The organism is Streptomyces sp. NBC_01077 (genome assembly GCF_045162855.1).
In the GTDB taxonomy this organism is placed as follows: domain Bacteria; phylum Actinomycetota; class Actinomycetes; order Streptomycetales; family Streptomycetaceae; genus Streptomyces.
In genome coordinates, this window is record NZ_CP108669.1 from 8,119,887 (window position 1) to 8,145,861 (window position 25,975).

Here is a 25,975-nt window from a genome sequence, read left to right on the forward strand (position 1 = left end):
GAATGGCAGGGAATCGGCGTAGCGCGTGCGTCAGGGGAGCGACACAGCGCGTGCGTCAGGGGAGCGGCCGCACCTTTCAGGGTGCGGCCGCTCCTTCGCCTTCGCCGTGTCAGCCGCCGGTCACCAGGATCACTTCCAGCGTCCGGGGCCCGTGGACGCCCTCGACCCGGTCGAGTTCGATGTCGCTCGTCGCGGACGGGCCCGAGATCCAGGTCAGCGGGCGCGTCAGGTCGAGCCGGGGGAGCGCCTCCGGGACGGAGGCCACGACCTGTTCCGGGGCCCGGACCACACAGAGGTGCAGATCGGGAACGAGGGTGAGGGCGCGACGGCCCTGCCCCGGGCCACCGTCGAGGACGATCGTGCCGGTCTCGGCAATGGCGAGCGCGCACCCCGTCACCACGGCGTCGATCCCGTCGAGCTCGTACGCGGTGAGCAGGGGCTCGTCGATCCGCCGCTCGGCCTCCGCCGATGCGAGCCACCCCTCGGGCAGTCCGGCCGGTACGGCGACGCTGCGGGCACCGCGCTCCGCGAGGAGCCGTGCGACCAGGCCCGCCAGACCGTCCGGCGCGGTGCGGTGGACGTGGGCGCGGTAGTCGGCGAGGTTCTCGTGGAGCAGGTCGAGGAGGCCGTCGGGACCCTCGTTCGTGTGGCGCGTCAGGTAGTCGCGGGTGACGTCCGGGGCCTCGGACGCGTCGGCGACGGCGGCGCGGATCCGGGCGAGGATCCGCTCACGGGAGCCGCTCGGCCGGCCGCCCGGGGTGTCGGCGGGGGAGTCGGTCACGTGCGGTTCCTCTTCCACCAGTCGCGGAACGGTTCGGCGGGCAGTTCGGGCAGGTTGCGGTGCTCGGACCACTGACGGGCGCCCGGGCCCGGCAGTCGTTTCGGGTGCAACGCGCGCGTGGCGGAGGCGAGGCGTTCGCCCGCCGCGAGGGCGGTGGGGTGGTCGAGTACCCAGGAGGCGGCTTTGATCGCCGCCCGTTCGAGGCGGTGTCCCTTCCCGCCCTCCCCGGCGACCCGCTCGCGCAGGTGCACCAGGACCTCGGGGATGTCGATGGCCACCGGGCACACCTCGTAACAGGCCCCGCAGAGCGAGGAGGCGTACGGCAGGGAGGCGTCGATCTCGCTCACCGTGCCCCGCAGCTGGGGGGTGAGGATCGCGCCGATCGGCCCGGGATAGACGGAGCCGTACGCGTGACCGCCGGCCCGCTCGTACACCGGGCAGACATTGAGACAGGCCGAGCAGCGGATGCAGCGCAGCGCCTGCCGTCCCACCTCGTCGGCGAGTGCGTCCGTGCGCCCGTTGTCGAGCAGCACCAGATGGAAGTGGTCGGGCCCGTCGGCGTCGCTCGTGCCGGTCCACATGCTCGTGTACGGGTTCATGCGCTCGGCCGTCGACGAGCGCGGCAGGGTCTGGAGGAACACCTCCAGGTCCCGCCCGCTCGGCACCACCTTCTCCACGCCCACGACGGAGATCAGGGTCTCCGGCAGGGTCAGGCACATGCGGCCGTTGCCCTCGGACTCGACGACGACGAGGGTGCCGGTCTCGGCGACCATGAAGTTCGCCCCGGAGATCCCGACCTTGGCCCGCAGGAACTTCTCCCGCAGGTGCAGCCGGGCCGCCTCGGCGAGCTCGGCCGGGGTGTCGCTCAGCCCCTCCGGCGCCGGCCTCCCCCAACTCCCCATCCTCTCCAGGAAGATGTCTCGGATCTCGCCCCGGTTGCGGTGGATGGCCGGGACCAGGATGTGCGAGGGGCGGTCGTCGCCGAGCTGCACGATCAGCTCCGCCAGATCCGTCTCGAACGCGGCGATCCCCTCGGCCTCCAGATACTCGTTGAGCCCGATCTCCTGGGTGGCCATCGACTTGACCTTGACCACCTCCGTCTCACCGGTGGCCTTGACGAGGTCGGTGACGATCCGGTTCGCCTCGGCCGCGTCGGCGGCCCAGTGCACGGTGCCGCCCGCCGCCGTCACCGCCTCCTCCAACTGGACCAGGTAGCGATCGAGATGACGGAGCGTCCGGTCCTTGATCGCCTTCCCGGCCTCGCGCAGTGCGGCCCAGTCGTCGAGTTCGGCCACGGCACGCGCCCGCTTGTCGCGGATGGTGTGGGTCGCGTGCTTCAGGTTGGCACGCAGCGTCGGGTCCCCGACCGCCTCCCGCGCCGCCTCGGGGAAGGACGGCATGCCGACATACGTTCCGCTCACTGCCAGGGCTCCTCTTCCGTGCTCGCCAGGATGTCCGCCAGGTGCACCGCGCGCAGCGGCGCCCCCTGCCGGCTCAGCATGCCTCCCACGTGCAGCAGGCAGGAGTTGTCCGCGCCGCATAGGACCTCGGCGCCCGTGGACAGCGCGTTCGCGATCTTGTCGGCGCCCATCGCCGCCGACACGTCCGGGTTCTTCACCGCGAACGTGCCGCCGAAGCCGCAGCACTCCTCCGCGCCCGGCAGCTCCACGAGCTCCAGACCCTTCACCGCCTCCAGGAGCCGCCGGGGCCGCTCCCCGAGCCCGAGGAGACGCAGACCGTGACAGGACGGGTGGTACGTCACCCGGTGCGGGAAGTACGCGCCCACGTCCGTCACCCCGAGCACGTCCACCAGGAACTCCGTCAGCTCGTACACGCGCGGGGCCAGGCCCGCCGCCTCCGCGCCGAACGAGGCGTAGTGGTGGCGCACCATCGCCGCGCACGAACCCGACGGGGTGACGACGTACTCGTACCCCTCGAAGGCCCGGACCGTCCGGCGTACCAACGGCGCGGTCTCCGCTCGGTACCCGGTGTTGAACTGCGGCTGCCCGCAACAGGTCTGTGCAGCAGGGAAGTCGACCTCCACGCCGAGGCGTTCGAGGACCCGGACGGTGGCCACGCCCGTCGCGGGGAAGACGGCGTCGTTGACGCAGGTGACGAAGAGGGCGACACGCATCACGGGTTCCTCGGGGACGGTTCGAGTCGGTCGGCGGCCGCGTCCCAGGCGGCCCGGCCGGCGCGGTCGTCGCGCGGTTCGTAGTGTCGCAGGGGCTGCGTGCGTGCGACGAGCCGACGCATCGAGTCGAGGTCGCCGACGAGCCCGGCGGCCCGCGCCTGGACGAGGACGTTCCCGAGGGCGGTGGCCTCCACGGGTCCCGCGACGACGGGCAGCCCCGTGGCGTCGGCGGTCCACTGGCAGAGCAGTGCGTTACGGGCTCCGCCGCCCACCAGATGGACCCGCGCGACCTCCCGGCCCGCCAGTCCGGCGGCCCGCCTCAGCGTGCGGCGGTGGGCGAGCGCCAGACTCTCCAGGACGCACCGGACCACAGCACCCGGGCTCCCGGGGGCGGGCTGCCCGGTGCGGCGGCAGTACGCCCGGATCCGCTCCGGCATGTCACCGGGGGCGAGGAACTCCGGCGCGTCCGGATCGACGAGTGCCGCGAACGGCTCCGTGCGCGCCGCCTCCGCGAGCAGCTCGTCGAGCCCGACGGGCAGTCCCTGTCCCTCCCATGTCCGGCGGCACTCCTCCAGGATCCACAGGCCCATGATGTTCCGCAGGAATCGTATGGTTCCGTCGACCCCGCGCTCGTTGGTGAAGTTCGCCGCCCGGGACTCCTCGGTCAGGACCGGGGAGTCCAGTTCGAGGCCGGCGAGCGACCAGGTCCCGCAGGAGAGGTAGGCGAAGTCCGGTGCCGTGGCGGGGACGGCGACGACGGCCGACGCGGTGTCGTGCGAGGCGACCGTCGTCACCGGCGTACCGGCGGGCAGGCCGGTGGACTCGGTGACGTACGGCAGGAGTTCACCCGCCGGGTCGCCCGGAGCGCGGAGCGGCGGAAGAAGCCCGGGCTCGATGCCGAGCCCGGCGAGCAGCGTCTTGGCCCAGACACCCTCACGGGCGTCGAAGAGGCCCGTGGTGGAGGCGTTCGTCTCCTCGGCGCCGACGCTTCCGGTCAGCCAGTGGACCATCAGGTCGGGCATCAGCAACATCGTCCGGGCCGTGGAGAGCTGGACGCTGCCGGCGGCGGAGGCGAGCTGGAAGACGGTGTTGAACGGCAGGTGCTGGAGACCGGTGATCCGGTACAGCTCCGCCGCGCCGACCCGTGCCAGGACGCCCTCCGCGACCCCCTCCGTACGCCGGTCGCGATAGTGGAACGGAGCGCCGAGCAGGGATCCGTCCGCGTCGAGGAGTCCGTAGTCCACCGCCCAGGCGTCGACGCCGACGGAGGCGACTTCGCCGGAGCGGCCGGCCACCCGCAGCCCGTCCAGGATCCCCCGGAACAGGGCGAGGACGTCCCAGCGCAGCCCGTCGGGCAGCAGGACCGGGGTGTTGGGGAAGCGGTGGACCTCGCTGAGGCCGAGCCGTCCGGGACCCACCCGGCCGAGCATCACCCGCCCACTGGTGGCGCCGAGATCGGCGGCGGCGAAGACGCCGGCGGCCGAGGAGCGGAACGGGACGCTCATCGGAGGAAGGCCGCCGCCACGCCCGCGTCCACCGGCACGTGCAGCCCGGTGGTGTGGCTGAGTTCGCCGCCCGTCAGCGCGAAGACCGCGTTGGCCACGTGCTCGGGCAGCACCTCCCGCTTGAGCAGCGTGCGGCCCGCGTAGAACGCGCCGAGCTCCTCCTCCGCGATGCCGTACGTGGCCGCCCGCTGCGCGCCCCAGCCGCCCGCGAAGATGCCCGAGCCGCGCACGACCCCGTCCGGGTTGACGCCGTTGACACGGATCCCGTGCTCACCCAGTTCGGCGGCCAGAAGGCGTACTTGATGGGCCTGGTCGGCCTTGGTGGCGGAGTACGCGATGTTGTGGGGGCCCGCGAACACCGCGTTCTTGGAGGCGATGTACACGATGTCGCCGCCCAGGCCCTGCGCGGTCATGACCCGCGCGGCCTCCCGCGAGACGAGGAACGAACCCCGGGCCATGATCGCGTGCTGGACGTCCCAGTCCCGCGCCGTGGTGTCCAGGAGCGGCTTGGAGATGGAGATGCCGGCGTTGTTGACGACCAGGTCCACCCCGCCGAAGGCGAGCAGCGCCGCCCGGAGCGCGGCCCCGATCGCCTCCTCCGACGTGACGTCCATGGCGACGGCCACCGCCTTGTCGGGGCCGCCCAGTTCCTCCGCGACGGCCTCGGCGCTCGCCGCGTTCAGATCGGCGACCACCACACAGGCCCCCTCGGCGACGAGCCGGTGCGCGATCGCACGGCCGATGCCGCTGCCCGCCCCCGTCACGAGCGCCACCCGGGTCGCCAGCGGCCTCGGCTTCGGCATCCGCCGCAGCTTGGCCTCCTCAAGGTCCCAGTACTCGATCCGGAACTTCTCGGACTCCTCGATCGGCGCGTACGACGAGACCGCCTCGGCACCCCGCATCACCTGGACGGCATTGACGTAGAACTCGCCCGCCACCCGCGCGGTCTGCTTGTCCCGGCCGAAGGAGAACATGCCGACCCCGGGCACGAGCACGATCGCCGGGTCGGCGCCCCGCATCGCAGGGGAGCCCTCGGTGGCGTGCCGCGCGTAGTAGGCCGCGTACTCCTCGCGGTACGCCGAGTGCAGCTCCCGCAGTCGTTCGACCGCCCGGTCGAGCGGCGCGTCGGCCGGCAGGTCAAGGACGAGCGGCCGGACCTTGGTCCGCAGGAAGTGGTCGGGGCAGGACGTCCCCAGGGCCGCGAGTCGGGGGTGCTCGGCGCGCGCGAGGAAGTCGAGCACCGCGTCGGAGTCCGTGAAGTGACCGACCTGCGGATGGTCCTGGGAGGCGAGACCCCGGACGTACGGGGCGAGGGCGGCGGCGCGCTCCCGCCGTTCGGCCTCGGGCAGCGGACCGAACCCCTCGACCTCCGGCCCGAACGGCTCCGGCCCGCCCCGCTCGGCGAGGAAGGCCTCGGCGGTCCGGATGATGTGCAGCGCACGGCGCTCGCATTCCTCCGAGGTGTCGCCCCACGCGGTGATGCCGTGACCGCCGAGGACACAGCCGATCGCCTGCGGATGAGCCTCCTCGACCGCCGCGATGTCCAGGCCCAGCTGGAAGCCGGGACGGCGCCACGGCACCCAGACCACCGTGTCGCCGAAGCAGTCGGCGGTCAGTTTCTCGCCGTCGGCCGCGCAGGCGAGCGCGATCCCCGCGTCGGGATGGAGGTGGTCGACGTGGACCGCGTCCACCAGGCCGTGCATGGCGGTGTCGATGGACGGGGCCGCGCCCCCCTTCCCGTACAGACAGTGGTCGAAGGCGGCGACCATCTCGTCCTCGCGCTCCACGCCCGGGTACACGTCGGCGAGTGCGCGCAGCCGGTCGAGGCGGAGCACCGCAAGCCCGTCCTCGGTGAGTGTGCCCAGGTCACCGCCGGAGCCCTTGACCCACATGAGGGTGGTCGCGGCCCCGGTCACGGGGTCGGTGACGGAGCCCTTGGCGGAGGCGTTGCCGCCCGCGTAGTTGGTGGTGCGGGGGTCGGAGCCGAGCCGGTGGGCGCGTGCGAGGAGGTCGGCGACTTCGGGAGGGGTGGCGCCGGGAGCGGTGACGTCGAGAGGAGTGGCATCTGGAGGGGTGGCGTCGAGCGGAGTGGCGTCTGGAGGGGTGGCGGAGGCGGCCATGGAAGTCCTTCGGGGTGAGAGCGGAGGGAGTGCGGGGGCGGTCACGCGCCCCAGCCGGCCTGTTCGCCGCCGACGCGTTCCGCGGCGATCCGCTCCTGGCGTCCGGAGCGGAGGTAGGCGGCGACCGGGTCCGGGTCGAGACCCCGCTCCTCGCGCAGCGCGCGCAGCAGGGGGCGTACGTCGGTGGCGTAGGCGTCCATCAGGACGGCGTTGGCGGCGAGCACGTCACCGTCGCGCTGGGCGGCGGCGAGGGCGTCGGCGTCGACGAGCAGCGCCTTGGCCGTGGCCTCCTGCACGTTCATGACCGAGCGGATGACGGCGGGGACCTTCGCCTCGATGTTGTGGCACTGGTCGAGCATGAAGGCGATGTTCGCCGTGGGAGCCAGGCCGCCGTTCCTGACGACCTCATGCATGATCCGGAAGAGCTGGAAGGGGTCGGCGGCGCCGGCCATCAGGTCGTCGTCCGCGTAGAAGCGCGAGTTGAAGTCGAAGCCGCCGAGGCGTGCCTCCCGCAGCAGCAGGGCGACGATGAACTCGATGTTGGTGCCCGGCGCATGGTGGCCGGTGTCCACGACCACCTGTGCCTTCGGGCCGAGCTTGAGGCAGTGGGCGTACGCGGTCCCCCAGTCCGGCACGTCGGTGGCGTAGAAGGCGGGCTCGAAGAACTTGTACTCCAGGAGCAGCCGCTGGCCCTCGCCGAGCCGCGCGTACACCTCGGCGAGGGACTCCGCGAGCCGCTCCTGCCGGGCGGTGACGTCGTCCTGCCCCGGGTAGTTGGTGCCGTCCGCGAACCAGAGCTTCAGATCCGCCGAGCCGGTGGCGTCCATGATGTCGACGCAGTCGAGCAGATGCTCCACGGCCCTGCGGCGCACGGCGGGATCGGGATGGCAGACGCTCCCCAGCTTGTAGGCGTCGTCCTGGAAGGTGTTGGAGTTGATCGCGCCCAGTTCGACCCCGCGCTCCTTCGCGTACGCGGCGAGGCCGGCCCAGTCGTCGACCCGGTCCCAGGGGATGTGCAGGGACACCTTGGGGGCGATGCCGGTGTACGCGTGGACCTGCGCCGCGTCGTCGAGCTTCTCGTACGGGGTGCGGGGCACGCCCGGCTGGGCGAACACCTTGAAGCGGGTGCCGGAGTTGCCGTAGCCCCAGGAGGGGGTCTCGATCCGCTGGGCGGCGAGTGCGGCCTTCACGGCAGCGATGTCGGGCATGTCCACCTCGGAGTCCTCGAAGCCTTGAAATGAATCGATTCAGATATCCGGGGAAGCTAGCTATCGCGCCGGGTGTCGTCAAGACTCTTGACCACGATCATGTGGACGCCCTAGCGTCCGGACGCACGGAAATGAAACATTTCAGTGAAGGGGAGGCAGGATGTCGGGGACGGGGGCGGGGAGCATCCGGCGGGTCTGTTTCCTGCTCAAGGTCCGGGCCGAGCGGGTGGAGGAGTACCGGGCGCGCCACGCGGACGTCTGGGCCGACATGCTGACGGCGCTCTCCGCGGCCGGCTGGCACAACTACTCCCTCTTCCTCCGCGAGGACGGGCTGCTCGTCGGCTACCTGGAGACACCGGACTTCGACCGGGCGCGTGCCGCGATGGAGGCCACCGAGGTCAACGCACGCTGGCAGGCCGAGATGGCGGAGTTCTTCGAGGAACTCGACGGGCAGGCACCCGATGCCGCCATGCGCCCGCTGACGGAGGTGTTCCACCTCGCGTGAGGGACCGAGGGAGGACGGCGGGCGCCGGGCCCCGGAACCCGGGAGCCTCCGAGGGGCCGCATAGGATGAAAACCGGGGCGGGACCTCGCCCGGACGGGGCGGTAGGGGCAGGACGGGCCAGGTGGGACGGATGACGGACACCGCGCGGACGGTCGGGATCAAGGACGTGGCCCGTGAGGCGGGAGTCTCCGTCGGCACCGTCTCGAACGTGATCAACCAGCCGGACCGGGTCTCGCCCGCGACGCTCCAGCACGTGCGGCGGGTCATCGCCCGCCTCGGCTACGTACGCAGCGAGTCCGCCCGCCAGCTGCGGGCCGGCCGCAGCAGGATCATGGCGCTGCTCGTCCTCGACATGGGCAACCCCTTCTTCGTCGACATCGCCCGGGGCGCCGAGCGCACCGCCCGGGCCGCCGGTCTGGGCGTCATGGTCTGCAACAGCGACCAGAACGCCCGGGACGAGGCCGACTACCTCTCCCTCTTCGCCGAGCAGCGCGTCCGGGGCGTCCTCGTCACCCCCGCCGACCCCAGCGGCGCGAACCTGCGCGAGTTCCGCCGCCACGGCATCGCGTCCGTACTCGTCGACCGGGTGGCGGGCGACGGCGCCGGCTGCTCGGTCTCCGTCGACGATGTCGTCGGCGGCTCGCTGGCGATCCGGCACCTCGCCGCGACGGGACACCGCTCCTTCGCGTACGTCAGCGGCCCGTCCCATCTCCAGCAGATCCGCGACCGGCGCGAGGGCGCCCTCCTCGCGCTCGCCGAGGCCGGACTGCCCGCGTCGGCGCTCCGGGAGATTCCGGCCGAGCGCCTCGACGTGGCCTCGGGGCGCGACGCGGGCTCCCGCCTGCTCGGCCTCGCCGACCGGCCGACGGCCGTCTTCTGCGCCAACGACCTGCTGGCGCTCGGTGTGCTCCAGTCCCTGTACGCGGCGGGGGTCCGGGTCCCGGAGGACATGGCCATCGTCGGCTACGACGACATCGAGTTCGCGGCGGCCGCGACCGTACCCCTGACGTCGGTGCGCCAGCCGGCGCTGACGCTCGGCGCCAAGGCGGCCGAGCTGCTCCTGGACGAAACCGGCGAGCAGGCGGCCGACCACCGGCACGAACACGTGGTGCTCCAGCCGGAACTGGTCGTCCGCCGCTCGACCCTCGCCGGGCACTGACCTCCCCGGGGCGCGGGCGTCAGCGGACGCCGAGCAGGTGCTCCAGGGCCAGCTGGTCGAGGCGTTCGAAGGCCATGGAGCGGGCCGCCGCCACGTCCGGGTCGAAGGTCTCGTACGCCGTGGGGTCGGCGAGCAGCCCCGCGAGGCCGTCGGCGGCCGTGGGGACGGCGAGTTCGGGCAGACGGGAGGCGGCCAGGGCCTGCTGGACGTCCGGGTCGGCGCGGAAGGCCGCCGCGCGCTCCTTGAGGATCAGGTAGTTGCGCATGCAGTTCTTCGCGGACTCCCACACCCCGTCGGCGCCGTCCGTCCGCACCGGCTTGAAGTCGAAGTGACGCGGCCCCTCGTACCCGGCGGTCTCCAGGAGATCCACCAGCCAGAACGCCTGGCGCAGATCGCCCGCGCCGAAGCGGAAGTCCTGGTCGTACTTGATGCCGGACTGGCCGTTCAGGTCGATGTGGAAGAGCTTGCCCGCCCACAGGGCCTGCGCGATGCCGTGCGGGAAGTTGAGGCCGGCCATCTGCTCGTGGCCCGTCTCCGGGTTCACGCCGACCAGTTCGGGGCGCTCCAGACGCTCGATGAAGGCCAGAGCGTGCCCGATCGTGGGCAGCAGGATGTCACCGCGCGGCTCGTTCGGCTTGGGCTCGATGGCGAAGCGCAGGTCGTAGCCCTGCTCGGTGACGTACTGGCCGAGCAGGTCGAAGGCCTCCTTCATGCGGTCGAGGGCGACCCGGACGTCCTTCGCCGCGCCGGACTCGGCGCCTTCCCGGCCGCCCCAGGCCACGTAGACCGTGGCGCCGAGTTCGACGGCCAGGTCGATGTTGCGGAGGGTCTTGCGCAGGGCGAAGCGGCGGACGTCCCGGTCGTTGGCGGTGAAGCCGCCGTCCTTGAAGACGGGGTGGGTGAAGAGGTTCGTGGTGGCCATCGGCACCGCGAGCCCCGTGCGGTCGAGCGCGGCCCGGAAGCGCTTGACGATCGCGTCGCGCTCGGCGTCCGGGGTGCCGAAGGGGATCAGGTCGTCGTCGTGGAAGGTGACGCCGTACGCGCCGAGGGCGGCGAGCTGCTCCACCGCCTCGACGGGGTCGAGGGCCGGGCGGGTGGCCTCGCCGAACGGGTCGCGGCCCTGCCAGCCGACGGTCCACAGGCCGAAGGTGAACCGGTCCTCGGGGGTGGGGGAGAAGAGATCCGGCATGGTGTGTCCTTCTCTTGGGATTTGTTTTCTGAGATAACTAATACGGGATGGACGCACCGGGGCGCCAGTCCCTGCCATGAATCGCCCCCGGACGAACCACAGGAAAGAGGTGAGGGCGTGCCCACGAGCCGCTCCGTCGTGATCGGCGTGGACAGCTCCACGCAGTCCACCAAGGCCGTGGCCGTCGACGCCGACACCGGCGAGCTCCTCGCCCTCGGCCGCGCCCCGCACACCGTCACCGGCTCCGCCGGCGCGCGCGAGAGCGATCCCGAGGAGTGGTGGACCGCCCTCGTCACGGCCGTCCGTGCGGCGGTACGCGACGCGGGCGTCCCGGCCGACGCCGTCACCGGCATCGCCGTCGCCGGACAGCAGCACGGCCTCGTCACCCTCGGCGCCGACGGACGCCCCCTGCGCCCCGCCCTGCTCTGGAACGACACCCGCTCCGCACCTCAGGCCGCCGCCCTCGCCGCCCGCCTCGGCGGCCCCGCCGCCTGGCTGGAACGCACCGGCTCGGTGCCCGTCGCCTCCATGACCGCAGCCAAGTGGCAGTGGCTGCGCGCACACGAACCCCAGCACGCGGCGGCGGTCGCCGGGGTGCGTCTCCCGCACGACCACCTCACCGAGCGCCTCGCCGGAGTCGCCGTGACCGACCCCGGGGACGCCTCGGGAACCTGCTGGTACGGGACCGCCGCCGGCACGTACGACCACGAGGACGTCACCGGCGCCTCCGCCCGCCGGGACCTCCCCGGCGCCCACGACGGCGCCTCCGGCGCCCACGACAGCCGCTCCGGCGACCACGACGGCACGGGTCCCGCCCGCGCCTACGACCGCGAGATCCTCGACCTCATCGGTCTCGACCCGGCCCTGCTGCCCGCCGTCGCGCCCGGCGGCGCCACCCGCGTCGGCACCCTGACCCAGGCCGCCGCCGAAGCCCTCGGGCTCCCGCGAACCGTCGTCGTCGCCGCCGGGACCGGCGACAACATGGCCGCCGCCGTCGGCCTCGGCCTCGGCGGCGCGGGACTCCTCGACCACCCGGTCGTCAGCCTCGGCACCTCCGGCACCGTCTTCGCCGCGACCCACACCCGCCCGGCCGACCCCGGACTCGCCGGATTCGCCGCCACCGACGGCGCGTACCTCCCGCTCGGCTGCACCCTCAACTGCACGCTCGCCGTGGACCGGTTCGCCACGCTCCTCGGCCTGGACCGCGAGGACGCGGCGCCGGGCGGAGGCGGCGGAGTCGTCGTACTGCCGTATCTCGACGGCGAACGCACCCCCGACCTGCCCCACGCCTCGGGGCTCGTCACCGGCCTCAGGCACAGCACCGACCCCCGGTCGGTCCTCGGCGCCGCCTACGAAGGCGCGGCCTTCACGGTGCTGCGCGCCCTCGACCACCTCCTCGCCGCCTGCGGCCTCGACCCGGCAGACCCTGCCGTACGGGACCGGCCGCTGCGCCTCATCGGCGGCGGCGCACGGGGCCGCGCCTGGACCGAGACCGTGCGCAGGCTGTCCGGCCGCCCGCTGATCGTCCCCGCCGCCGACGAGCTCGTCGCCCTCGGCGCGGCGGCCCTCGCGGCCGGCGCGGTGACGGGCGCGGACCCGGTGGCCCTGACGACGGCCTGGGGAACGGGGTCGGGCGAGGTCCTGCCCCCGGTGGGACGCGACGAGGAGACCTGGAACCGCATCGAGGGGGTCCTGGCGGCCGCCACGCCGACGCTGCTGAGCGGCCCGGTCGCGTCATGAGGTGACCCGCGACCCTGGCCCGCCGACGACCGGCGCCTTACCCTGCGATAAACGACGGGGGAGGCACACGTGATAGCAGTCATGATCCTGTTCGGGATCCTCGGCGGTGCGGGGGCGCTGATGGTCGTCACGTTGGTACGCCGAGGACGTGGCCGGAGGACGGACACGGTCGAGGGCCTGCTCCTGGAGCAGGAGGCCCTGCGCCAGGCCCGCCACGACCGGGTGTCCTACGGCGCCGCGGCCGTCCACAACTCCGTCCCCACGGCGAGCGACACGTACAGCCGCCGGAGCGGTCGCCCCTAGGGCCTGTCCGGCGAGGGGCTGCCTTCACGTCTCGGCGCGGCGGAACTTACGGTTTGTGGGTTACCCAGAGCAGTTCCGCCGGCCAGCGGTGTGCCCAGTCGGGTGGGTCGGTTTCGTTGTAGCCGTTGGGTGTTCCGAGTTCGGGCCGCGGCTCGATGAGGTCGTCGATGATGAGACCCGCGCCGCGCAGGACCTTGACCCAGTCGCCGTAGGTGAGCTGGTAGCTGGTCGCGCCGTCGTCTTCGGCGATGGTGTTCAGCCCGAAGTAGTCCTGCTGCAGCGTCGTGGTCACGCGGCCGGCGGCTTCGTCGTAGCAGGCTTCGAACCATGGGCTGGCGACGTTGAACACCAGGCGCCCACCGCGGCGCAGGATGCGTGCGGCCTGCGGGACGGCCAGGTGCGGGGGCGCCCAGCTGAGCCCACCGAAGTCGCAGAACACCAGGTCGAAGCTGTCGGCGGCGAAGGGGAGTTGTTCGGCGGCGCCTTGCACCAGCGGGTAGCGGGCCGCTCCCATCGCGCGGGCCGCTGCGGCGAGTTGGGCTTCGGACAGGTCGAGCCCGACCACGGTGGCGCCCTCGGCGGCGAGCGCCCTGGACCACTGGCCGGCGCCGCAGCCGAGTTCGAGGACGCGCTTGCCGGTGACGTCGCCCAGGGCCTGCAGGTGCGCGTCGGGGATGGAGTACATGCCCCACAGCCGGGGTGCGGCGCCGATTTGCGGGTCGTGCTCGTGCTGGTAGGCGTTGCTGATCTGGTTCCAGAGCCGCCGGTTGGCGGGGATGCTGTCCACGTGCCGACTCCAGCACTGCCTGCCGGGGGCGGTCAACACGATTAGGGCACTGGCCGGTCCTCGCCTCGGTCCGGCCCTGGCTCGGCCCGTGATCCGCCGGACGAGCCCCAGGTCGTGTCCGGAAAGTCCCGCCTGGCCCGCGACGCCTGGCAGCGCATCCTCACCCGGCTCCAGGCCCTGACCGAGGCGCCACGATCGCGGCCAACCCCTCCTGGGCGTGGTCCGCCCCGGCCCGGCCGCCGTGTCCCTGACGACGTACACGCCGCCCGAGCTCCCGGCGGGGGCCACGGACGGCACGGACGAGGGGCACGACCGGGGTGCGGCCCGAGCACCCTTCGCCCAGCGAGGGCCGGTGCACTGAAGCGGACAGAGCGGAGGAAGACGTTCCGATTTCTGTCATCAAGTGGTGTTCCGGAGAGATCAGTTGATGCGGACACTTATGCGATCATGACAATGATTTCCGGCCATAGGCCGGAGCCTTCCTGATTGCAGAGGACCATGAAGTTCAACCCGATCGTCCGCGCCCGTCGCGGCCTGCTCGTTCTTGCCGCATCCCTCGGTCTCGTCTTCGGCGTCTCGGCCGTTCCGGCCCAGGCGGCCGAGCCCTCCTTCACCTACCTCGGCACCGTCGAGATCCGCGTGGACCACTCCGGCCAGTGTCTTGAGGTGGCGGACTGGAGCACGGCGAACGGCGCGGCCGTCCGCCAGTGGCCCTGCACCGGTGGCGCCAACCAGAAGTGGCACCGCTTCTGGCGGTCGAACGATCTCGTCGGGTCGTCCTACTACGTCAACGTCAACAGCAACAAGTGCCTGGAGATCGGCGGCTGGGGGCGCAACAACGGTGCGACCGCCAACCAGTGGGACTGCCACTACGGCCTCAACCAGCTCTTCCACGGCGGCGACGGCATTCTCTACATGGACTACTCGTACGTCCAGGGCAAGTGCCTGGAGATAGCCGACTGGAGCACGCAGCCGGGCGCCCGCGCGCGGCTGTGGGACTGCCACTACGGCGACAACCAGGGCTTCAGGAACAGGCCCGTGGACTGGTAAGCCCCTGGGCGGGCGCCGGGCATCTGCCCGGCGCCCGCCCGCCTTCTCCCGTGACCGTCAGGCCCCGGCCACCGGCGCCAGGTAGGAAGTGCAGCGGATCCCCCGGCGGCGCAGATGGGCACGGATCCTGCGGAAGGCGTACGCCTTGTCAGCCCGCACACGATCGGGACGGACGCGCGGCCGGCCCAACCTGATACGGGGCACGCGGACCTTCTCCAGCACTGGTTCGAACTGCGGCGAGTCTCCACGCCGGCCTGCCGTCACCACGATCGACATGGGCTTCTGGCCTTGCTCGACGGCCAGGTGCAGCTTGGTGGTGAACCCGCCGCGCGAACGTCCCGGCCCGTGATCACCAGGCTCGGCGAACACACGACCCGGCGGTTCATTCTGCAGATCGCCCTGTCGGGCCCCGGCCGCATGCTGACGGGCACGGCATACCGTGGAGTCGACGCCCAAGTCCCACGCGATCGCACCCTTCGCGTCGGCCAAGGACTGCAGGCGGGTGGTCGCGTACGAGGGCCACGTACAGGTGTTACGGCGGTGTCATCGGCCGTCGAAGAGGTGGGCCAGGCTCGTCGGGGTGAGGTGGAGGTCGTCGAAGTCGACGCGGCACCCCTCGCCGACGGGTGACTGGACCTCGATGCCGACCCGTGGAGGACGGGGGCCTTCCAGGGCGAACTGCCGTACCAGGCGCCAGAAGTCGCCGTCGTCAGAGACGTGGAAGGCGAACCCCTCCGCGATCCGGCTGATCCGCAGCCACAGCGCGTCTCCTGCCACGGGGCCCGCGAGCGCGTCGTCGGACCGCCCGCGGGTCACGACCGAGTAGATGCTGGGAACCCCGTCGGGCGCCTGCTCGAAGTTGAGCTTGGCCCAGTGGTCGTCGTCGGACCGGACGACGAGCGCACCCGCGTCCCACGCGGACCGGAACCCGACGCGCAGCCGGGCCGAGAACTGCCAGTCGCCGTCCGGGGGAGTGGTGAAGGCCATGGCGGCGTCACGTCGCGCCGCCCCGCCGAGGGGGTCCGTGAAGACGTCCGTGCGCGGGGCGGCGGTGACGGTCAGGACGTCTCCGGCGAGGGACCAGGCGGCCGGCTCGGTCAGCCAGTTCAGGCCGAGCGGGAGCGAGTTGTCGACGTTCATGGCGTCATGATCGCGAGCCGGGCGGGAGCTCGCCACGGACTCCGCCAAGGATCCAAGAGCTGGTACGAGAGTCCAACTCGGCACATCCGCTTCCGGGGCCGTCCCCGAACGGCCGCCCTGCGGCCGCCCAGTGTCCCAGCCGCCCCGCTCTCTGGCCCGTTCCCTGCCGTGCCCCCGGCCGACGCCCCCCCCGTCAGGCCCCGACACCCGCCCCCGCCGTGACCCGCCGCTGGTGCACCCGCAGGTGCAGCGTCGCCAGGTCCAGGAGGGGCGTCGCCACGCCCAGGGCACGCGCGCGGGCCGTCAGGTCGCCGAAGAGGTGCTCGACCTCGGTCGGACGGCCGGCCGTCAGATCGCGGTAGAGGGACGGGACCATCGGCGAACCCGACGCGGACACCACGGCGAGCGTCGCCGCCCGCTCCGCCTCCGTCACGGGGTGTCCGGCCGCGGCGGCGACCGCGGCCGCCTCGTCGAGCAGCGCCGGGGCCAGGGCGGGACCGCCCGGCGTGTCGTACACATCGCCGACCGTGCCCCGCATCAGGCTCGTCACGGCGCCGAAGGTCGTGATGAACACCCACTTCGACCACATCGCCGTGACCGCGTGCTCCGGCTCGGGGGAGGCGATGCCCGCCTCCTCCAGCACTGCCCGGAACTTCGCCACGCGCGCGGAGGCCGTGCCGTCCTGCTCGCCGAGCGTCAGATGGGCCAGCGGGGCGAGCCGCCGGATGTCACCCGTCTCGTCGAGCGTGGTGACCACCTTGGCCACGCCGCCGAGGACGGCCGAGCTCCCGAAGCGGGCGTTGAGGGCGTCGATGTGGGCGAGACCGTTGAGGAGCGGCACGACGGCCGTGTCCGGTCCGACGGCCGGCGCGACGTCATCGATCGCCTGATCCAGGCCGGTGGACTTCACCGACAGCAGGACGAGGTCGTACGGGGTGTCGAGCGCGTCGGCCGTCACGAGGCGGGGCGTGAGGACCCACTCCTCGTCCCGGCCCACCACGCGCAGCCCGCGTTCGCGCAGCGCTGCCGCCCGGGCCGGGCGGACCAGGAAGGTGACGTCCTGTCCGGCACGGGCGAGCAGGGCACCGAAGTAGCCACCGGTGGCACCGGCGCCGACGACCAGGATCTTCATCGTAGGGGACCTCTCGTGGAGCGCCCCGAGGGCGCGATGGTGAGCAGGGGTTGGAGCAGTCGGTGCGGCCGGGCGAGCGCGGCCGTCACGGGGTCGTCGTCCGGGGTGGAGGGGGCGAGCCCCGGGCCGGGGGCGACCAGGACGTCCGCGACGGGAACGGCCGTGCCGCAGCCCGTACAGCGACCGTCCCCGTCGAGCGGGGCCTCGTCCCCGGCGTGCAGGAAGACGCGGCGCGGGCCGCCGTCCGCCGCGTGGAACTCCTCGCCCCACGCGGTGAGCGCGCGGACCGCCGGCCAGAGGGCGACCCCCTTGGGCGTGAGCGCGTACACCTCGCGGCGGCCGGTGCCCGTCTCGGGGCGGCGCTCCAGGACGCGCGCCTCGGTGAGGGTGGTGAGCCGGTCGGTGAGGACGGCCCGGGGCACGCCCAGATGTGCGGCGAACTCCCCGAACCTGCGGACCCCGTAGAAGGCGTCGCGCAGGATCAGCAGTGTCCAGCGCTCGCCGACGATCTCCATCGAGCGGGCGAGGGCACAGGTCTGGCCGCGGTAGTCACGCGGAAGCGTCATACCCGGACCCTAGCGCAGAACAGTTCGGTGACTGAACTGTTTTGGTGGACGGAGCCGTTCTCCGCAGGCGGAGTCGCCTTCGGGCGGCGGAGTTGTTTTCAGGTGAGCGAATCGGGCGACTAGGCTCGCGCTCGATGAACCAGCCCACGGAACCCAAGGCCGACAAGTCGGGCGTGCGCCGGCACAACCTGAGCCTCGTCCTGCGGACCGTCCACGACGCGGGCGAGACGACACGGGCGGCCGTCGCCGCCCGCGTCGGCCTGACCCGCCCCGCCGTCTCCTCTCTCGTCGAGCAACTCCTCGACCTCGGCTTCCTCGTCGAATCGGGCAAGACGTTCAGTGGGCAGGCGGGACGGCCGGGCACCGTCCTGAAACCCGCGGACACCGGAGCCGCCGGACTCGGCGTCGAGATCAACGTCGACTACGTGACGGTCTGCGTCGTCGACCTCACCGGCACCGACCGCGTCCGCCGCACCGAGCGCCTCGACAACCGTGCCGCCGCCCCCGAGGTGCTGGCCCGCGCCGCCCGTATCGCCGCCGACGTCCTGGACAGCGCCGCCGAACGACGCCTCCTCCCGGCGGGCGCCGGACTCGCCCTGCCCGGCCTCGTCTCCGGCGGAGCCGTCCGGCAGGCCCCCAACCTCGGCTGGTACGAGGTCGACGCCGAGCGTCTCTTCGGCGAGGCCCTCACCGCCCTGCGCCCCGGCACCGCGGGCCTCGCCCTGACCTCCGACAACGAGGCCAACATGGCGGCCCTCGCCGAGCTGTGGTTCGGCACGCTCGGCGACCTCCGCACCTTTCTGCACCTGACGGGGGAGATCGGCGTCGGCGGCGCGATCGTCGTCCACGGCGAACTCCTCCGCGGCGCGCACGGCTTCGCCGGCGAGATCGGCCACCTCGTCGTCGACGCGGAAGGGCCCCGCTGCCGCTGCGGCTCACGCGGTTGTCTGGAGCAGTACGCCGGCCAGGCCGCGCTCCTCCGGGCGGCGCAGTCCACCGGCGTCCCGGACCTGACGGACCGCGCCGGGGCGGGCGATCCGCGGGCCCTCGCCGCGCTCGCGGAGGCGGGCAGGATGCTCGGGCGGGCCCTGTCCGGTGCCGTGAACCTTCTCGACCCCGAGGCGGTCGTCCTCGGCGGCATCTATCCGCAGCTGATGCCGTGGCTCGTCCCTGCCCTGGCCGAGGAGCTCTCCGACCGCGCCGTCTCCGGGCTCTGGACCCCGGACGCGGGCCGCCTCCGCCCCGCGTCCGCCGCCGCCGACGCCTCCCGGGGCGCGGCGGCCCTCGTTCTCCACGACGTGCTGGCCGACCCACTGGCGTACGCCACGGTCGCGGGGGCCTGACGGAGGTACGCGCCGGGAAGGCCCGGCCGGCGGTGTCGGCGGCCCAGCCGGTGTGATCCTGGCGCAGCCCTGGAGTTCGACCACTCTCATCCCGCTCTCACGCCGGCCTTATCCCGTCATCACACGTCGCCCCTAGCTTCACGCCCATGTTCTTCACCTACCTCCGGCGCGAACTGCGCCGTCGCAGAAAGGCGGCGCTCGTCGTCGCCTCCGGGCTCGCGCTCGGAATCGCGCTGGTCATCGTCGTCAACTCCGTCTCCGCCGGCATGAATCAGGCCCAGGGAAAGGTTCTGGAGTCCCTCTACGGCCTCGGTACGGACCTGACGGTGACCAAGGCGCAGGAACGGCCGGCGGACGGCGCGCAGCCGCAGCGTCCCCGGTTCGAGTTCCAGGGCAAGGAGGAGGGCGAGGAGCAGAGCAGCGACCGTCTGATGGTCCAGGGCTTCCAGACCCTCCCGGACTCCACCGTCGCCACGGTCGCCGGACAGCCCGGTGTCGACCGTGCGGTGGGCGGACTCAGCCTCGTCAATCTGAAGATCGACGGCGAGTTCGCGCGCGGCCGGATCCAGCGCGGCCAGACCCAGCAGGGCCGGTCGGGCGGCGAGAACGGCGGCAACGGCAGTGGCAGCGGTGGCGGCTCCGGGCCGGGTGACACCGTCACCGGCGGCGGCGCCGCCTTCGACGTCGACTCCTTCACGCTCTACGGCACCGACGTCACCGCCCCCGACCTCGGCCCCCTCACCACCTCCACCGTCTCTCAGGGACGCACGTTCAGGACCACCGAGACCGACGCCGAGGTCGCCGTCGTCGACAGCGCCTACGCCCAGGAGAAGGATCTCGCCCTCGGCGCCGAACTGACCGTCAAGAACGTGAAGTTCGAGATCATCGGCATCGCGACCGCCGACCGCGGCCAGTCCGCCGCCCAGGTCTATCTGCCGCTGAAGCAGGCGCAGACGCTCTCCGCCTCCGCGGCCGAGATCACCACGATCTATGTGAAGGCGACCGACTCGACGCGCATCGACGCGGTCAAGACCGCCATCCAGAAGAACGTCACCGGCACCACCGTCACCACCTCGGCCGACCTCGCCCAGACGGTCTCCGGCTCGCTCGACACGGCGGCCGATCTCGCCTCGAACGTGGGCAGGTGGCTCTCGTACGCCGTGCTGCTCGCCGCCATCCTCGTCGCGGGTCTCCTCACCTCCTCCGCCGTCACCCGCCGGGTCCGTGAGTTCGGCACGCTCAAGGCGCTCGGCTGGAAGAGCGGTCGCGTCACCCGTCAGGTGGTCGGCGAGGCCCTAGTCAACGGCTTCATCGGCGGAGCCCTCGGCATCGTGGTCGGTCTGGCCGGAGCGTACGCGGTGACCGCCGCCAGTCCGACGCTGACCGCCGAACTCGGTGCGACCGGCAGTGCGTTCGGAGGCCGTGGCGGACGCGGCGGCATGGTCTTCGGTGGTGGGCCCGGCAGCACGGCCGCCGCCAAGACCGTCGACATCGCCCTCACCGCACCGGTCAGCGTCACCACGGTGGGTCTCGCCGTTCTCCTCGCCCTCGGCGGCGGCCTCGTCGCGGGTGCCTTCGGCGCCTGGCGCGCCTCGCGACTGCGTCCCGCCGACGCGCTGCGCCGCGTCGAGTAGTCACCCGAACCCGCCTACGTACCACAGGAGTTGCACCATGTACGAACTCATCGGCGTCACCAAGCAGTACCGTCGGGGGCAGGAGAGAGTCGACGCGCTCGCGGGGGTCGACCTCACCCTGGCGCAGGGCGACCGGCTGGTCATCCAAGGGCCCACGGGCGGCGGCAAGTCGACGCTTCTCCAGATGCTCGGCGGCCTCGACCGCCCGACCTCCGGCCAGGTCCTGCTCGACGGCACCGACCTCGCCGCACTCCCGGAGCGCAAGCTGACGGCCGTACGCGGGCAGAACATCGGCTTCGTCTTCCAGAGCTTCAACCTCATTCCCACGCTCACCGCGCAGGAGAACGTGGAGACCGCGCTCGTCCCGCTCGGCGTCAGGCCCGCCGAGCGGCGGAGCCGGGCCGCCGAGGCCCTGGAGTCGGTGGGGCTCGGCGAACGCAGCGGACATCTGCCGTCCGAGCTCTCCGGCGGCCAGCAGCAGCGGGTGGCGATCGCCCGCGCGCTCGTGAAGCGCCCGAAGGTGCTGCTCGCCGACGAACCCACCGGAAATCTCGACGAGTCGATGCGCGACGAGATCGTCGATCTGCTCGAAGGGCTGTGGAAGGAACACGGGTTGACCTTCGTCATGGTCACCCACGACAGCGCGATCGCCCGCCGGGCGCCCCGCCTCGCCACGATCCGCAAGGGCCGGATCACGATCAAGGAGAACCGCGCGGCGGGGACGCCCGACCCGGCACCGAACCCGACGCCGAACCCGACGCCGAACCAGTCGTCGAACTCGACGCCGGATCCGGTCGAGGCCTGAGCAACTACCGTCGTGGCCCAGGTTCGTGGGCCGCTACACGGTCACGCCGTGGCCGCGCAGATAGGCCAGCGGGTTGATGTCCGACCCGAAGTACGGCGTGGTCCGCACCTCGAAGTGCAGATGCGGACCCGTCACCCGCCCGGTCGCGCCGGACCGCGCGATGCGCCGGCCGGCCGACACGCTCTGGCCGGGTGACACGTCGATGCGGGAAAGATGGGCGTACTGGGTGTAGCGGCCGTCCGGGTGGCGGATCACCACCTCGTAGCCGTACGAGCGGCCGTACCCGGCGGTCACCACCCGGCCGGGACCGACCGAGCGGACCGTCGTCCCCGTCGGCACGGCGAAGTCCTGCCCCGTGTGGTAGCCCTTCGACCAGGAACCGCGCTGCCCGTAGTAGCCCGTGTAGACGAACGAGGAGACCGGCGCCGTCCAGTCCCGCGAGGAGCCGGAGGGTGCAGACGGCTTCGAAGCGCCGGGCGGCCTGGACGGATCGGACGGCTTCGACGGCTCGGACGTGTCGCCGGACAGGCCCGTTCGCTGCTGGTACTTCCAGGCGTGGCTGGTCCAGTACCAGTGGCCACGGGACTTGTACCAGTAGACCCGGTCCTGGGCGTCCCAGCCCTGGCGGCCCCGGAAGACCGGCTCACCGCTCCGGCCGCCGCTCCCGGGGGAGGCGGCGGCCGAGGCTCCGGTGCGCTGCTCGTACGTCGTGGCGTGGCTGGTCCAGCGCCACTCGCCGGCCGCGTTCCTGAACCAGTACTTCGAGCCGTCCCAGCCCGCGTGCGCCGGGGCGGGTTCGGCGGCCGCCGTCCCCGCGGCCGCGCCGGCCAGGGCGACCGCGCCCACGGTCGCGACGACCGCGCGGCGTACTCCGTGCAGGGTGACCATCGTGCGCGGTCCGTCCACGGCCGCGCGCCGGGCGGCGTCGGCGCAGCCCGCGCAGCCGCAGTCCACGGGTATCTCATCGCTGAATGCGGGAGCGGTGAATGCGGCGGCGGTGCATGCGGGGGCGGTGCATGTGGGGGTCGTGCATGTGGGGGTCGTGCATGCGAAGGTGTCCACGTTCCTCTTCACTCCTGATTCGGGTCGGCCGGGCCGCCACTCCGGGTGTAGAAGGCCACGGTCAAGTCCTTGACCAGGGCCTGGCGTTCGAAGGTGTCGAGTTCGACGAGCCCGCGCGTGGTCAGCCGGGTCACGGTGTCGTCCACGGCGTCGATCACGCAGGTGAGGACCGAGTCCCGGTGCTTGGCGTCCAGGGCGGCGATCTGCCGCCGACGCATGGCGTCGGCGACCTCGGGGGCGTACTCGATCCGGGTCGGCTGCGCGGAGAAGACGGTGATGCCGACCGGCCGGCACTCGGCCGCGAGCATGCGCGTCAGCGCGTCGCCGACCGCCTCGGCGTCCCGCAGGGTCGGCGCGTCGCCCCGGAAGGCGTCGGCGGGGAGCTGCGAGAGCACCCGCGCGGCCGCCGCCTCCACCTGCTCGCGGAGATAGCCGAGATGGTCGTCGACGGAGAGCAGTGCGCGGGCCGTGTCCCGTACGGACCACACGACCAGGACCACCACGCGCAGCGCCGAACCCTCGGCGTCGACGACGGCGATCGGTTCGCTGCGCCAGTGCCGCAGCCGTACGTCGATCCGGCGACGCAGCACGAAGGGGCTGATCCAGACGAGGCCGGTGCGGCGCACGCTGCCCCGGTAGCGGCCGAAGAGCGAGAGCACCCAGGCGGAGCCGGTCCTGCCACGGGTCAGCCCGCCGAAGGAGACGACGGCGACGACGACACAGGCCGCGAGCGCGGCCCATTCCCAGGGCAGCAGCTCGACTTCGCGGAGCGGGCGGGCCCGCCACAGCGTCGTGGCGACCCCGGCGAGCGCGGTCAGCCCGGTCAGGACGGCCACCCAGCCGGGGAGCGCGGGACCGGGTCGTTCCTTGACGTCGGGGTCGGTGGGCGGGGGGCGACGGGGGAGCCGGGTGGCGAGGGTGGCGGCCGGGAGGGTGGCCACGGTGGCGGCGGGGGTTGCGGCCGGGGTGGGGGACTCGGCGGGGGCGGTCGTGCGGGGCCGGGCGGCCCGCCCGGGGGAGCTCTGCCCGGCGCGCACGGTCGAGGCGATCCGATCGGCCGTCAGGTTCGTACTCCTCGGCAGGGTGGTGGTCGGCTGCTGGGAGGGGGCCGACCGGAAGAGGTCGTCCATCGGTATGCCGTCCGTGTGCCGGCGCACACGGACGGGCAGGGGCCGCTTCTGTGGCTCGGTCATGAGGCCCTTCCGGCCGTTCCTGAGGTGACGGCACGTCGGATGATCTTCACGCACCATCGTCACAGGGGTGTATGTCCGGAATGCCGCGACGAACGTCCCGAATGTCCAGGACCTAAGTCCCTTGGCCAAGGCTTCACCCGGGGCCGTTGTCAGTGGGTGCCCCTACCGTTTTCACCATGACGACGACCTACCTGGAGCTGTCGCAGGACGACGGCGCTGCCCACAAGTTCTACGAGGTGACCGTCGACGACCTCACGGTGTCGGTCCGTTACGGCCGGATCGGCGCGGCGGGCCAGACGCAGCGCTCCACGTTCCCGACGCAGGCGAAGGCGCAGGCCGCCGCGGCGAGGAAGATAGGGGAGAAGGTCCGCAAGGGATACGCCCCCGCTGTGCGGGGACAGCGAGCTGCCCGCGCCGTGACGCGCCGTGCGGTGACCTCCGCGCCCTCCACCGCGCGCGCCGTGGCCCCCGTGCTCTGGCGTTTCCGGACGGGGTCGGCGGCCTTCGGCATCCACGTCGACGAGGAGCGCTGCTGGGTCGGCAACCAGGCGGGGGACGTCTTCACGCTCGACCGCTCCGGCGAGGTGCAGGCCCGGTTCAGCCTGCCCGACGGGGTCAAGTGCCTGGTCGCCGACGACTTCTGGATCTACGCGGGCTGTGACGACGGCAAGGTGTACGACCTGTCGTCGAAGCTGCCCTTCGCCGCGTACGACATCGCCACCGACGTCGACATCTTCTGGCTCGACATCCACGAGGGCGTTCTCCACGTCGCCGACCGCTCGGGCCGGCTCACCGTCATCGACCACGAGGACGAGCACCAGTGGGCGCGCGGCGGCCAGGGTGAGCACGCCTGGATGGTCCGTGCCGACGGGGACGCCGTCTACTACGGCGACACGCGGGGCGTCGCCGCCCACGCGCCGGACGGCGGCGGCGAGCTGTGGCACACGGCCACCGAGGGCGGGGTGCTCTTCGGCTGGCAGGAGGACACCGCCGTCTACGCGGGCACGGCCCGCAAGAAGGTCCAGCGGCTCGCGAAGAAGGACGGGCGCGTCGAGGCGGTCTACGCCTGCGACAGCCCGGTGTACTCCTGCGCGACCTCGCCCGGCGGCCGGTTCGTCTTCGCGGCCGACTCGGCCTCCTCCGTCTACTGCTTCGCGGAGGACGGCACCCGGCTGTGGAAGCTCGGTACGGGAGGGGGCTCGGCGCTCTCCATGCAGTACCGCGACGAGCGCCTCTACCTGGTGACCACGGACGGTTCGCTGGTGTGCGTGGACGCGAGCGAGGCGGCGATCGAGGCCGCCCAGGGGGGTACGGTGCCGGTCGCCCGGGACATCAAGCTCGCCGCGGCCATGCCGGTGTACGAGCCGGCGACGACCGTCACCGCCGTGACCACCGTCAGCGCGGCCCCGGCGGGTTCGGTGGTCGTGGAGTGCGTGAACGAGTCGGGCAGGACGCGGGTACGGGTCGTCTCCCAGGGCTACGACTCCGGGTGGAACGTGCAGTTCCCGCGCGCGATCCGGGAACCCGGCGCGCGGTACGTGGTCGATGCCCTGCACTCGGCCGCGGGAGGCTTCTACCGGGTCCGCGGTGACATCCGGCGGCTGCAGTGACAGCGGGCCAGGGGGGTGGCACGTTCGAGGCGGCCACGGGGGACGGCCCGCCGGTGCCTCCGGCGGACGTCGAGCAGCGGTCGAGGGAGGTCCGGGCCGCCCTCGACGGGCTGCTCCAGATCAGACGGCTGACCCATCGCCAGGACGGAGGTGACCCGAAGGCCGGGCCGGCCGACTGGGAGCGCCGGCAGCCGGTCCGCGCGGTGGCGCTCGCCCTGGAGTCGGGCGGTCTCCTGCCCTCGTCGGTGGACGCCTCCGGAGCGCGGATCGCCACCGGATACCGGGTCCGGACGGGGGACCGGCCGGACACGGCAGTGGTCGAGTGGCTGGGCCCGGCGGGCTCGGGCGTCGCCCAGGAGGAGGTGACGGCCCTCGGCGCGTGCGTCCCCGCCCTGGCGCGGCTCGGCTGGGAGGCCCTGCTGTACAAGGGGCCGCGCGGACGCCGCTTCCTGGAGGTGGAGCCGATGAGCGGCTGAGTGTCCGCCGCGGCCGGCTGGACCGGTGTCAGGCGATGGAGGCCGAGACGATCGCCGAGACCGCGATGTTGCAGGAGGCGGTCACCCAGACCGCAGGGTGCGGTTCGGGGTCGACCAGGGTGGCGCCCAGCTTGCCCGGCGTGACCAGGTCCACGACCAGGAACGCCACGGCCATCATCACCAGGCCGAGAAGACCGAACGCGGCCGTCGAGACGAGGCCCTTGCCGAAGTTCTCGTACGTCGTCCAGATCGAGGTGAAGACGATGCCGCCGATACCGAGGAGCGCCGAGCTCAGCAGGATCGAGGCGTTGCGGTTGCGGTCCTCCCAGATCTGCCGCCGGAGCTTCCCGGGGGTCAGGACGTCCACGAGGACTATGCCGAGGATCAGCAGGACCACGCCGAGGGCGCCGTAGGCGCCGGCCCGGCCGAGGCCGTTGACGATGTCGCTCATGGTGTGCCGGTCTCCGGGAAGTCACGATCACGGGGGATCGGTGGTCAAGGACCGGCAAAATGTAGCGCACGCGTCAACAGCG

24 protein-coding genes and 1 pseudogene are annotated in these 25,975 nt (G+C 72.6%); 10 read left to right on the top strand and 15 right to left on the bottom strand.

Annotated features, from left to right (window positions below; genetic code table 11):
* Nucleotides 1-109: 109 nt before the first annotated feature.
* Genes OG462_RS36630 through rhaI form a run of 6 tightly spaced genes read right to left on the bottom strand, consistent with a single transcriptional unit; the run spans nt 110 to nt 7,748 of the window.
* Entirely contained in the window at nt 110-781 is a 672-nt protein-coding gene (locus tag OG462_RS36630) for a lactate utilization protein C (RefSeq protein WP_406064543.1), read from the bottom strand.
* Nucleotides 778-2,202, bottom strand: coding sequence for a LutB/LldF family L-lactate oxidation iron-sulfur protein (locus OG462_RS36635; protein WP_406064545.1), 1,425 nt, complete (start codon nt 2,200-2,202; stop codon nt 778-780). The genes OG462_RS36630 and OG462_RS36635 overlap by 4 nt, the downstream gene beginning before the upstream one ends.
* On the bottom strand, nt 2,199-2,915 hold the full coding sequence (locus OG462_RS36640; protein WP_406064547.1) for a (Fe-S)-binding protein: 717 nt from the start codon (nt 2,913-2,915) through the stop codon (nt 2,199-2,201). Before OG462_RS36640 ends, OG462_RS36635 begins: the two co-directional genes overlap by 4 nt.
* Complete coding sequence (locus OG462_RS36645; RefSeq protein ID WP_406064549.1) at nt 2,915-4,420, bottom strand: rhamnulokinase family protein; 1,506 nt, start codon at nt 4,418-4,420, stop codon at nt 2,915-2,917. Before OG462_RS36645 ends, OG462_RS36640 begins: the two co-directional genes overlap by 1 nt.
* Nucleotides 4,417-6,540 (bottom strand): bifunctional aldolase/short-chain dehydrogenase, encoded by a 2,124-nt coding sequence (locus tag OG462_RS36650; RefSeq protein WP_406064551.1) that lies wholly within the window; start codon nt 6,538-6,540, stop codon nt 4,417-4,419. The genes OG462_RS36645 and OG462_RS36650 overlap by 4 nt, the downstream gene beginning before the upstream one ends.
* A 41-nt stretch (nt 6,541-6,581) precedes the next feature.
* Complete coding sequence (rhaI, locus tag OG462_RS36655) at nt 6,582-7,748, bottom strand: L-rhamnose isomerase (RefSeq protein WP_406064553.1); 1,167 nt, start codon at nt 7,746-7,748, stop codon at nt 6,582-6,584.
* 184 nt (nt 7,749-7,932) lie between these two features.
* Between rhaI and OG462_RS36660 the strand changes: the two genes are divergently transcribed.
* Both OG462_RS36660 and OG462_RS36665 read left to right on the top strand, forming a co-directional pair.
* Nucleotides 7,933-8,253, top strand: a complete 321-nt coding sequence (locus OG462_RS36660; RefSeq protein WP_406066857.1) for an L-rhamnose mutarotase — start codon at nt 7,933-7,935, stop codon at nt 8,251-8,253.
* Between the two features lie 130 nt (nt 8,254-8,383).
* On the top strand, nt 8,384-9,412 hold the full coding sequence (locus tag OG462_RS36665; protein WP_406064555.1) for a LacI family DNA-binding transcriptional regulator: 1,029 nt from the start codon (nt 8,384-8,386) through the stop codon (nt 9,410-9,412).
* Nucleotides 9,413-9,431: 19 nt separating this feature from the next.
* Here OG462_RS36665 and xylA read toward each other — a convergent pair whose 3' ends face one another.
* Nucleotides 9,432-10,601: a xylose isomerase gene (gene xylA, locus OG462_RS36670; RefSeq protein WP_406064557.1), complete on the bottom strand. Its 1,170-nt coding sequence runs from the start codon at nt 10,599-10,601 to the stop codon at nt 9,432-9,434.
* 117 nt (nt 10,602-10,718) lie between these two features.
* Between xylA and OG462_RS36675 the strand changes: the two genes are divergently transcribed.
* A complete protein-coding gene (locus OG462_RS36675; protein WP_406064559.1) occupies nt 10,719-12,341 on the top strand; it encodes an FGGY family carbohydrate kinase in 1,623 nt (540 codons plus the stop codon).
* A gap of 69 nt (nt 12,342-12,410) precedes the next feature.
* Nucleotides 12,411-12,644, top strand: coding sequence for a hypothetical protein (locus OG462_RS36680; protein ID WP_406064561.1), 234 nt, complete (start codon nt 12,411-12,413; stop codon nt 12,642-12,644).
* Between the two features lie 46 nt (nt 12,645-12,690).
* Here OG462_RS36680 and OG462_RS36685 read toward each other — a convergent pair whose 3' ends face one another.
* Nucleotides 12,691-13,431, bottom strand: a complete 741-nt coding sequence (locus OG462_RS36685) for a class I SAM-dependent methyltransferase (protein ID WP_406064563.1) — start codon at nt 13,429-13,431, stop codon at nt 12,691-12,693.
* 498 nt (nt 13,432-13,929) lie between these two features.
* On the opposite strand from OG462_RS36685, the gene OG462_RS36690 reads away from it, so the two are divergent.
* Nucleotides 13,930-14,481 carry an RICIN domain-containing protein gene (locus tag OG462_RS36690; RefSeq protein ID WP_406064564.1) on the top strand — a complete coding sequence of 184 codons (552 nt, stop codon included), beginning with the start codon at nt 13,930-13,932 and terminating at the stop codon, nt 14,479-14,481.
* Between the two features lie 57 nt (nt 14,482-14,538).
* On the opposite strand, the gene OG462_RS36695 is transcribed toward OG462_RS36690, so the two are convergent.
* The 4 genes from OG462_RS36695 to OG462_RS36710 all read right to left on the bottom strand — a co-directional run bounded on the left by OG462_RS36695 (nt 14,539) and on the right by OG462_RS36710 (nt 17,319).
* Nucleotides 14,539-14,970, bottom strand: a complete 432-nt coding sequence (locus tag OG462_RS36695) for a transposase (protein WP_406064566.1) — start codon at nt 14,968-14,970, stop codon at nt 14,539-14,541.
* Nucleotides 14,971-15,024: 54 nt separating this feature from the next.
* Nucleotides 15,025-15,621 (bottom strand): DUF1349 domain-containing protein, encoded by a 597-nt coding sequence (locus tag OG462_RS36700; RefSeq protein WP_406064568.1) that lies wholly within the window; start codon nt 15,619-15,621, stop codon nt 15,025-15,027.
* Nucleotides 15,622-15,814: 193 nt separating this feature from the next.
* Entirely contained in the window at nt 15,815-16,753 is a 939-nt protein-coding gene (locus OG462_RS36705; protein ID WP_406064570.1) for a ketopantoate reductase family protein, read from the bottom strand.
* Entirely contained in the window at nt 16,750-17,319 is a 570-nt protein-coding gene (locus OG462_RS36710; protein WP_406064572.1) for a winged helix-turn-helix transcriptional regulator, read from the bottom strand. The genes OG462_RS36705 and OG462_RS36710 overlap by 4 nt, the downstream gene beginning before the upstream one ends.
* A gap of 134 nt (nt 17,320-17,453) precedes the next feature.
* Here OG462_RS36710 and OG462_RS36715 point away from each other — a divergent pair, with 134 nt between their 5' ends.
* The 3 genes and pseudogenes from OG462_RS36715 to OG462_RS36725 all read left to right on the top strand — a co-directional run.
* Nucleotides 17,454-18,662, top strand: a complete 1,209-nt coding sequence (locus OG462_RS36715; RefSeq protein WP_406064574.1) for an ROK family protein — start codon at nt 17,454-17,456, stop codon at nt 18,660-18,662.
* A 146-nt stretch (nt 18,663-18,808) separates the two neighbouring features.
* Nucleotides 18,809-20,296: an ABC transporter permease gene (locus tag OG462_RS36720; RefSeq protein ID WP_406064576.1), complete on the top strand. Its 1,488-nt coding sequence runs from the start codon at nt 18,809-18,811 to the stop codon at nt 20,294-20,296.
* 37 nt (nt 20,297-20,333) lie between these two features.
* Nucleotides 20,334-21,014: pseudogene (locus OG462_RS36725) on the top strand (ABC transporter ATP-binding protein); the annotation flags it as partial.
* 120 nt (nt 21,015-21,134) lie between these two features.
* On the opposite strand, the gene OG462_RS36730 reads toward OG462_RS36725, so the two are convergent.
* A complete protein-coding gene (locus tag OG462_RS36730; RefSeq protein ID WP_406064578.1) occupies nt 21,135-22,055 on the bottom strand; it encodes a M23 family metallopeptidase in 921 nt (306 codons plus the stop codon).
* A 116-nt stretch (nt 22,056-22,171) separates the two neighbouring features.
* Entirely contained in the window at nt 22,172-23,356 is a 1,185-nt protein-coding gene (locus tag OG462_RS36735) for an SPFH domain-containing protein (RefSeq protein ID WP_406064580.1), read from the bottom strand.
* 176 nt (nt 23,357-23,532) lie between these two features.
* Between OG462_RS36735 and OG462_RS36740 the strand changes: the two genes are divergently transcribed.
* Both OG462_RS36740 and OG462_RS36745 read left to right on the top strand, forming a co-directional pair.
* Nucleotides 23,533-24,966 (top strand): WGR domain-containing protein, encoded by a 1,434-nt coding sequence (locus tag OG462_RS36740; protein ID WP_406064581.1) that lies wholly within the window; start codon nt 23,533-23,535, stop codon nt 24,964-24,966.
* Between the two features lie 53 nt (nt 24,967-25,019).
* Complete coding sequence (locus OG462_RS36745; protein WP_406064583.1) at nt 25,020-25,442, top strand: hypothetical protein; 423 nt, start codon at nt 25,020-25,022, stop codon at nt 25,440-25,442.
* 28 nt (nt 25,443-25,470) lie between these two features.
* On the opposite strand, the gene OG462_RS36750 is transcribed toward OG462_RS36745, so the two are convergent.
* Nucleotides 25,471-25,893, bottom strand: a complete 423-nt coding sequence (locus tag OG462_RS36750; protein ID WP_406064585.1) for a DUF350 domain-containing protein — start codon at nt 25,891-25,893, stop codon at nt 25,471-25,473.
* Nucleotides 25,894-25,975: the final 82 nt, after the last annotated feature.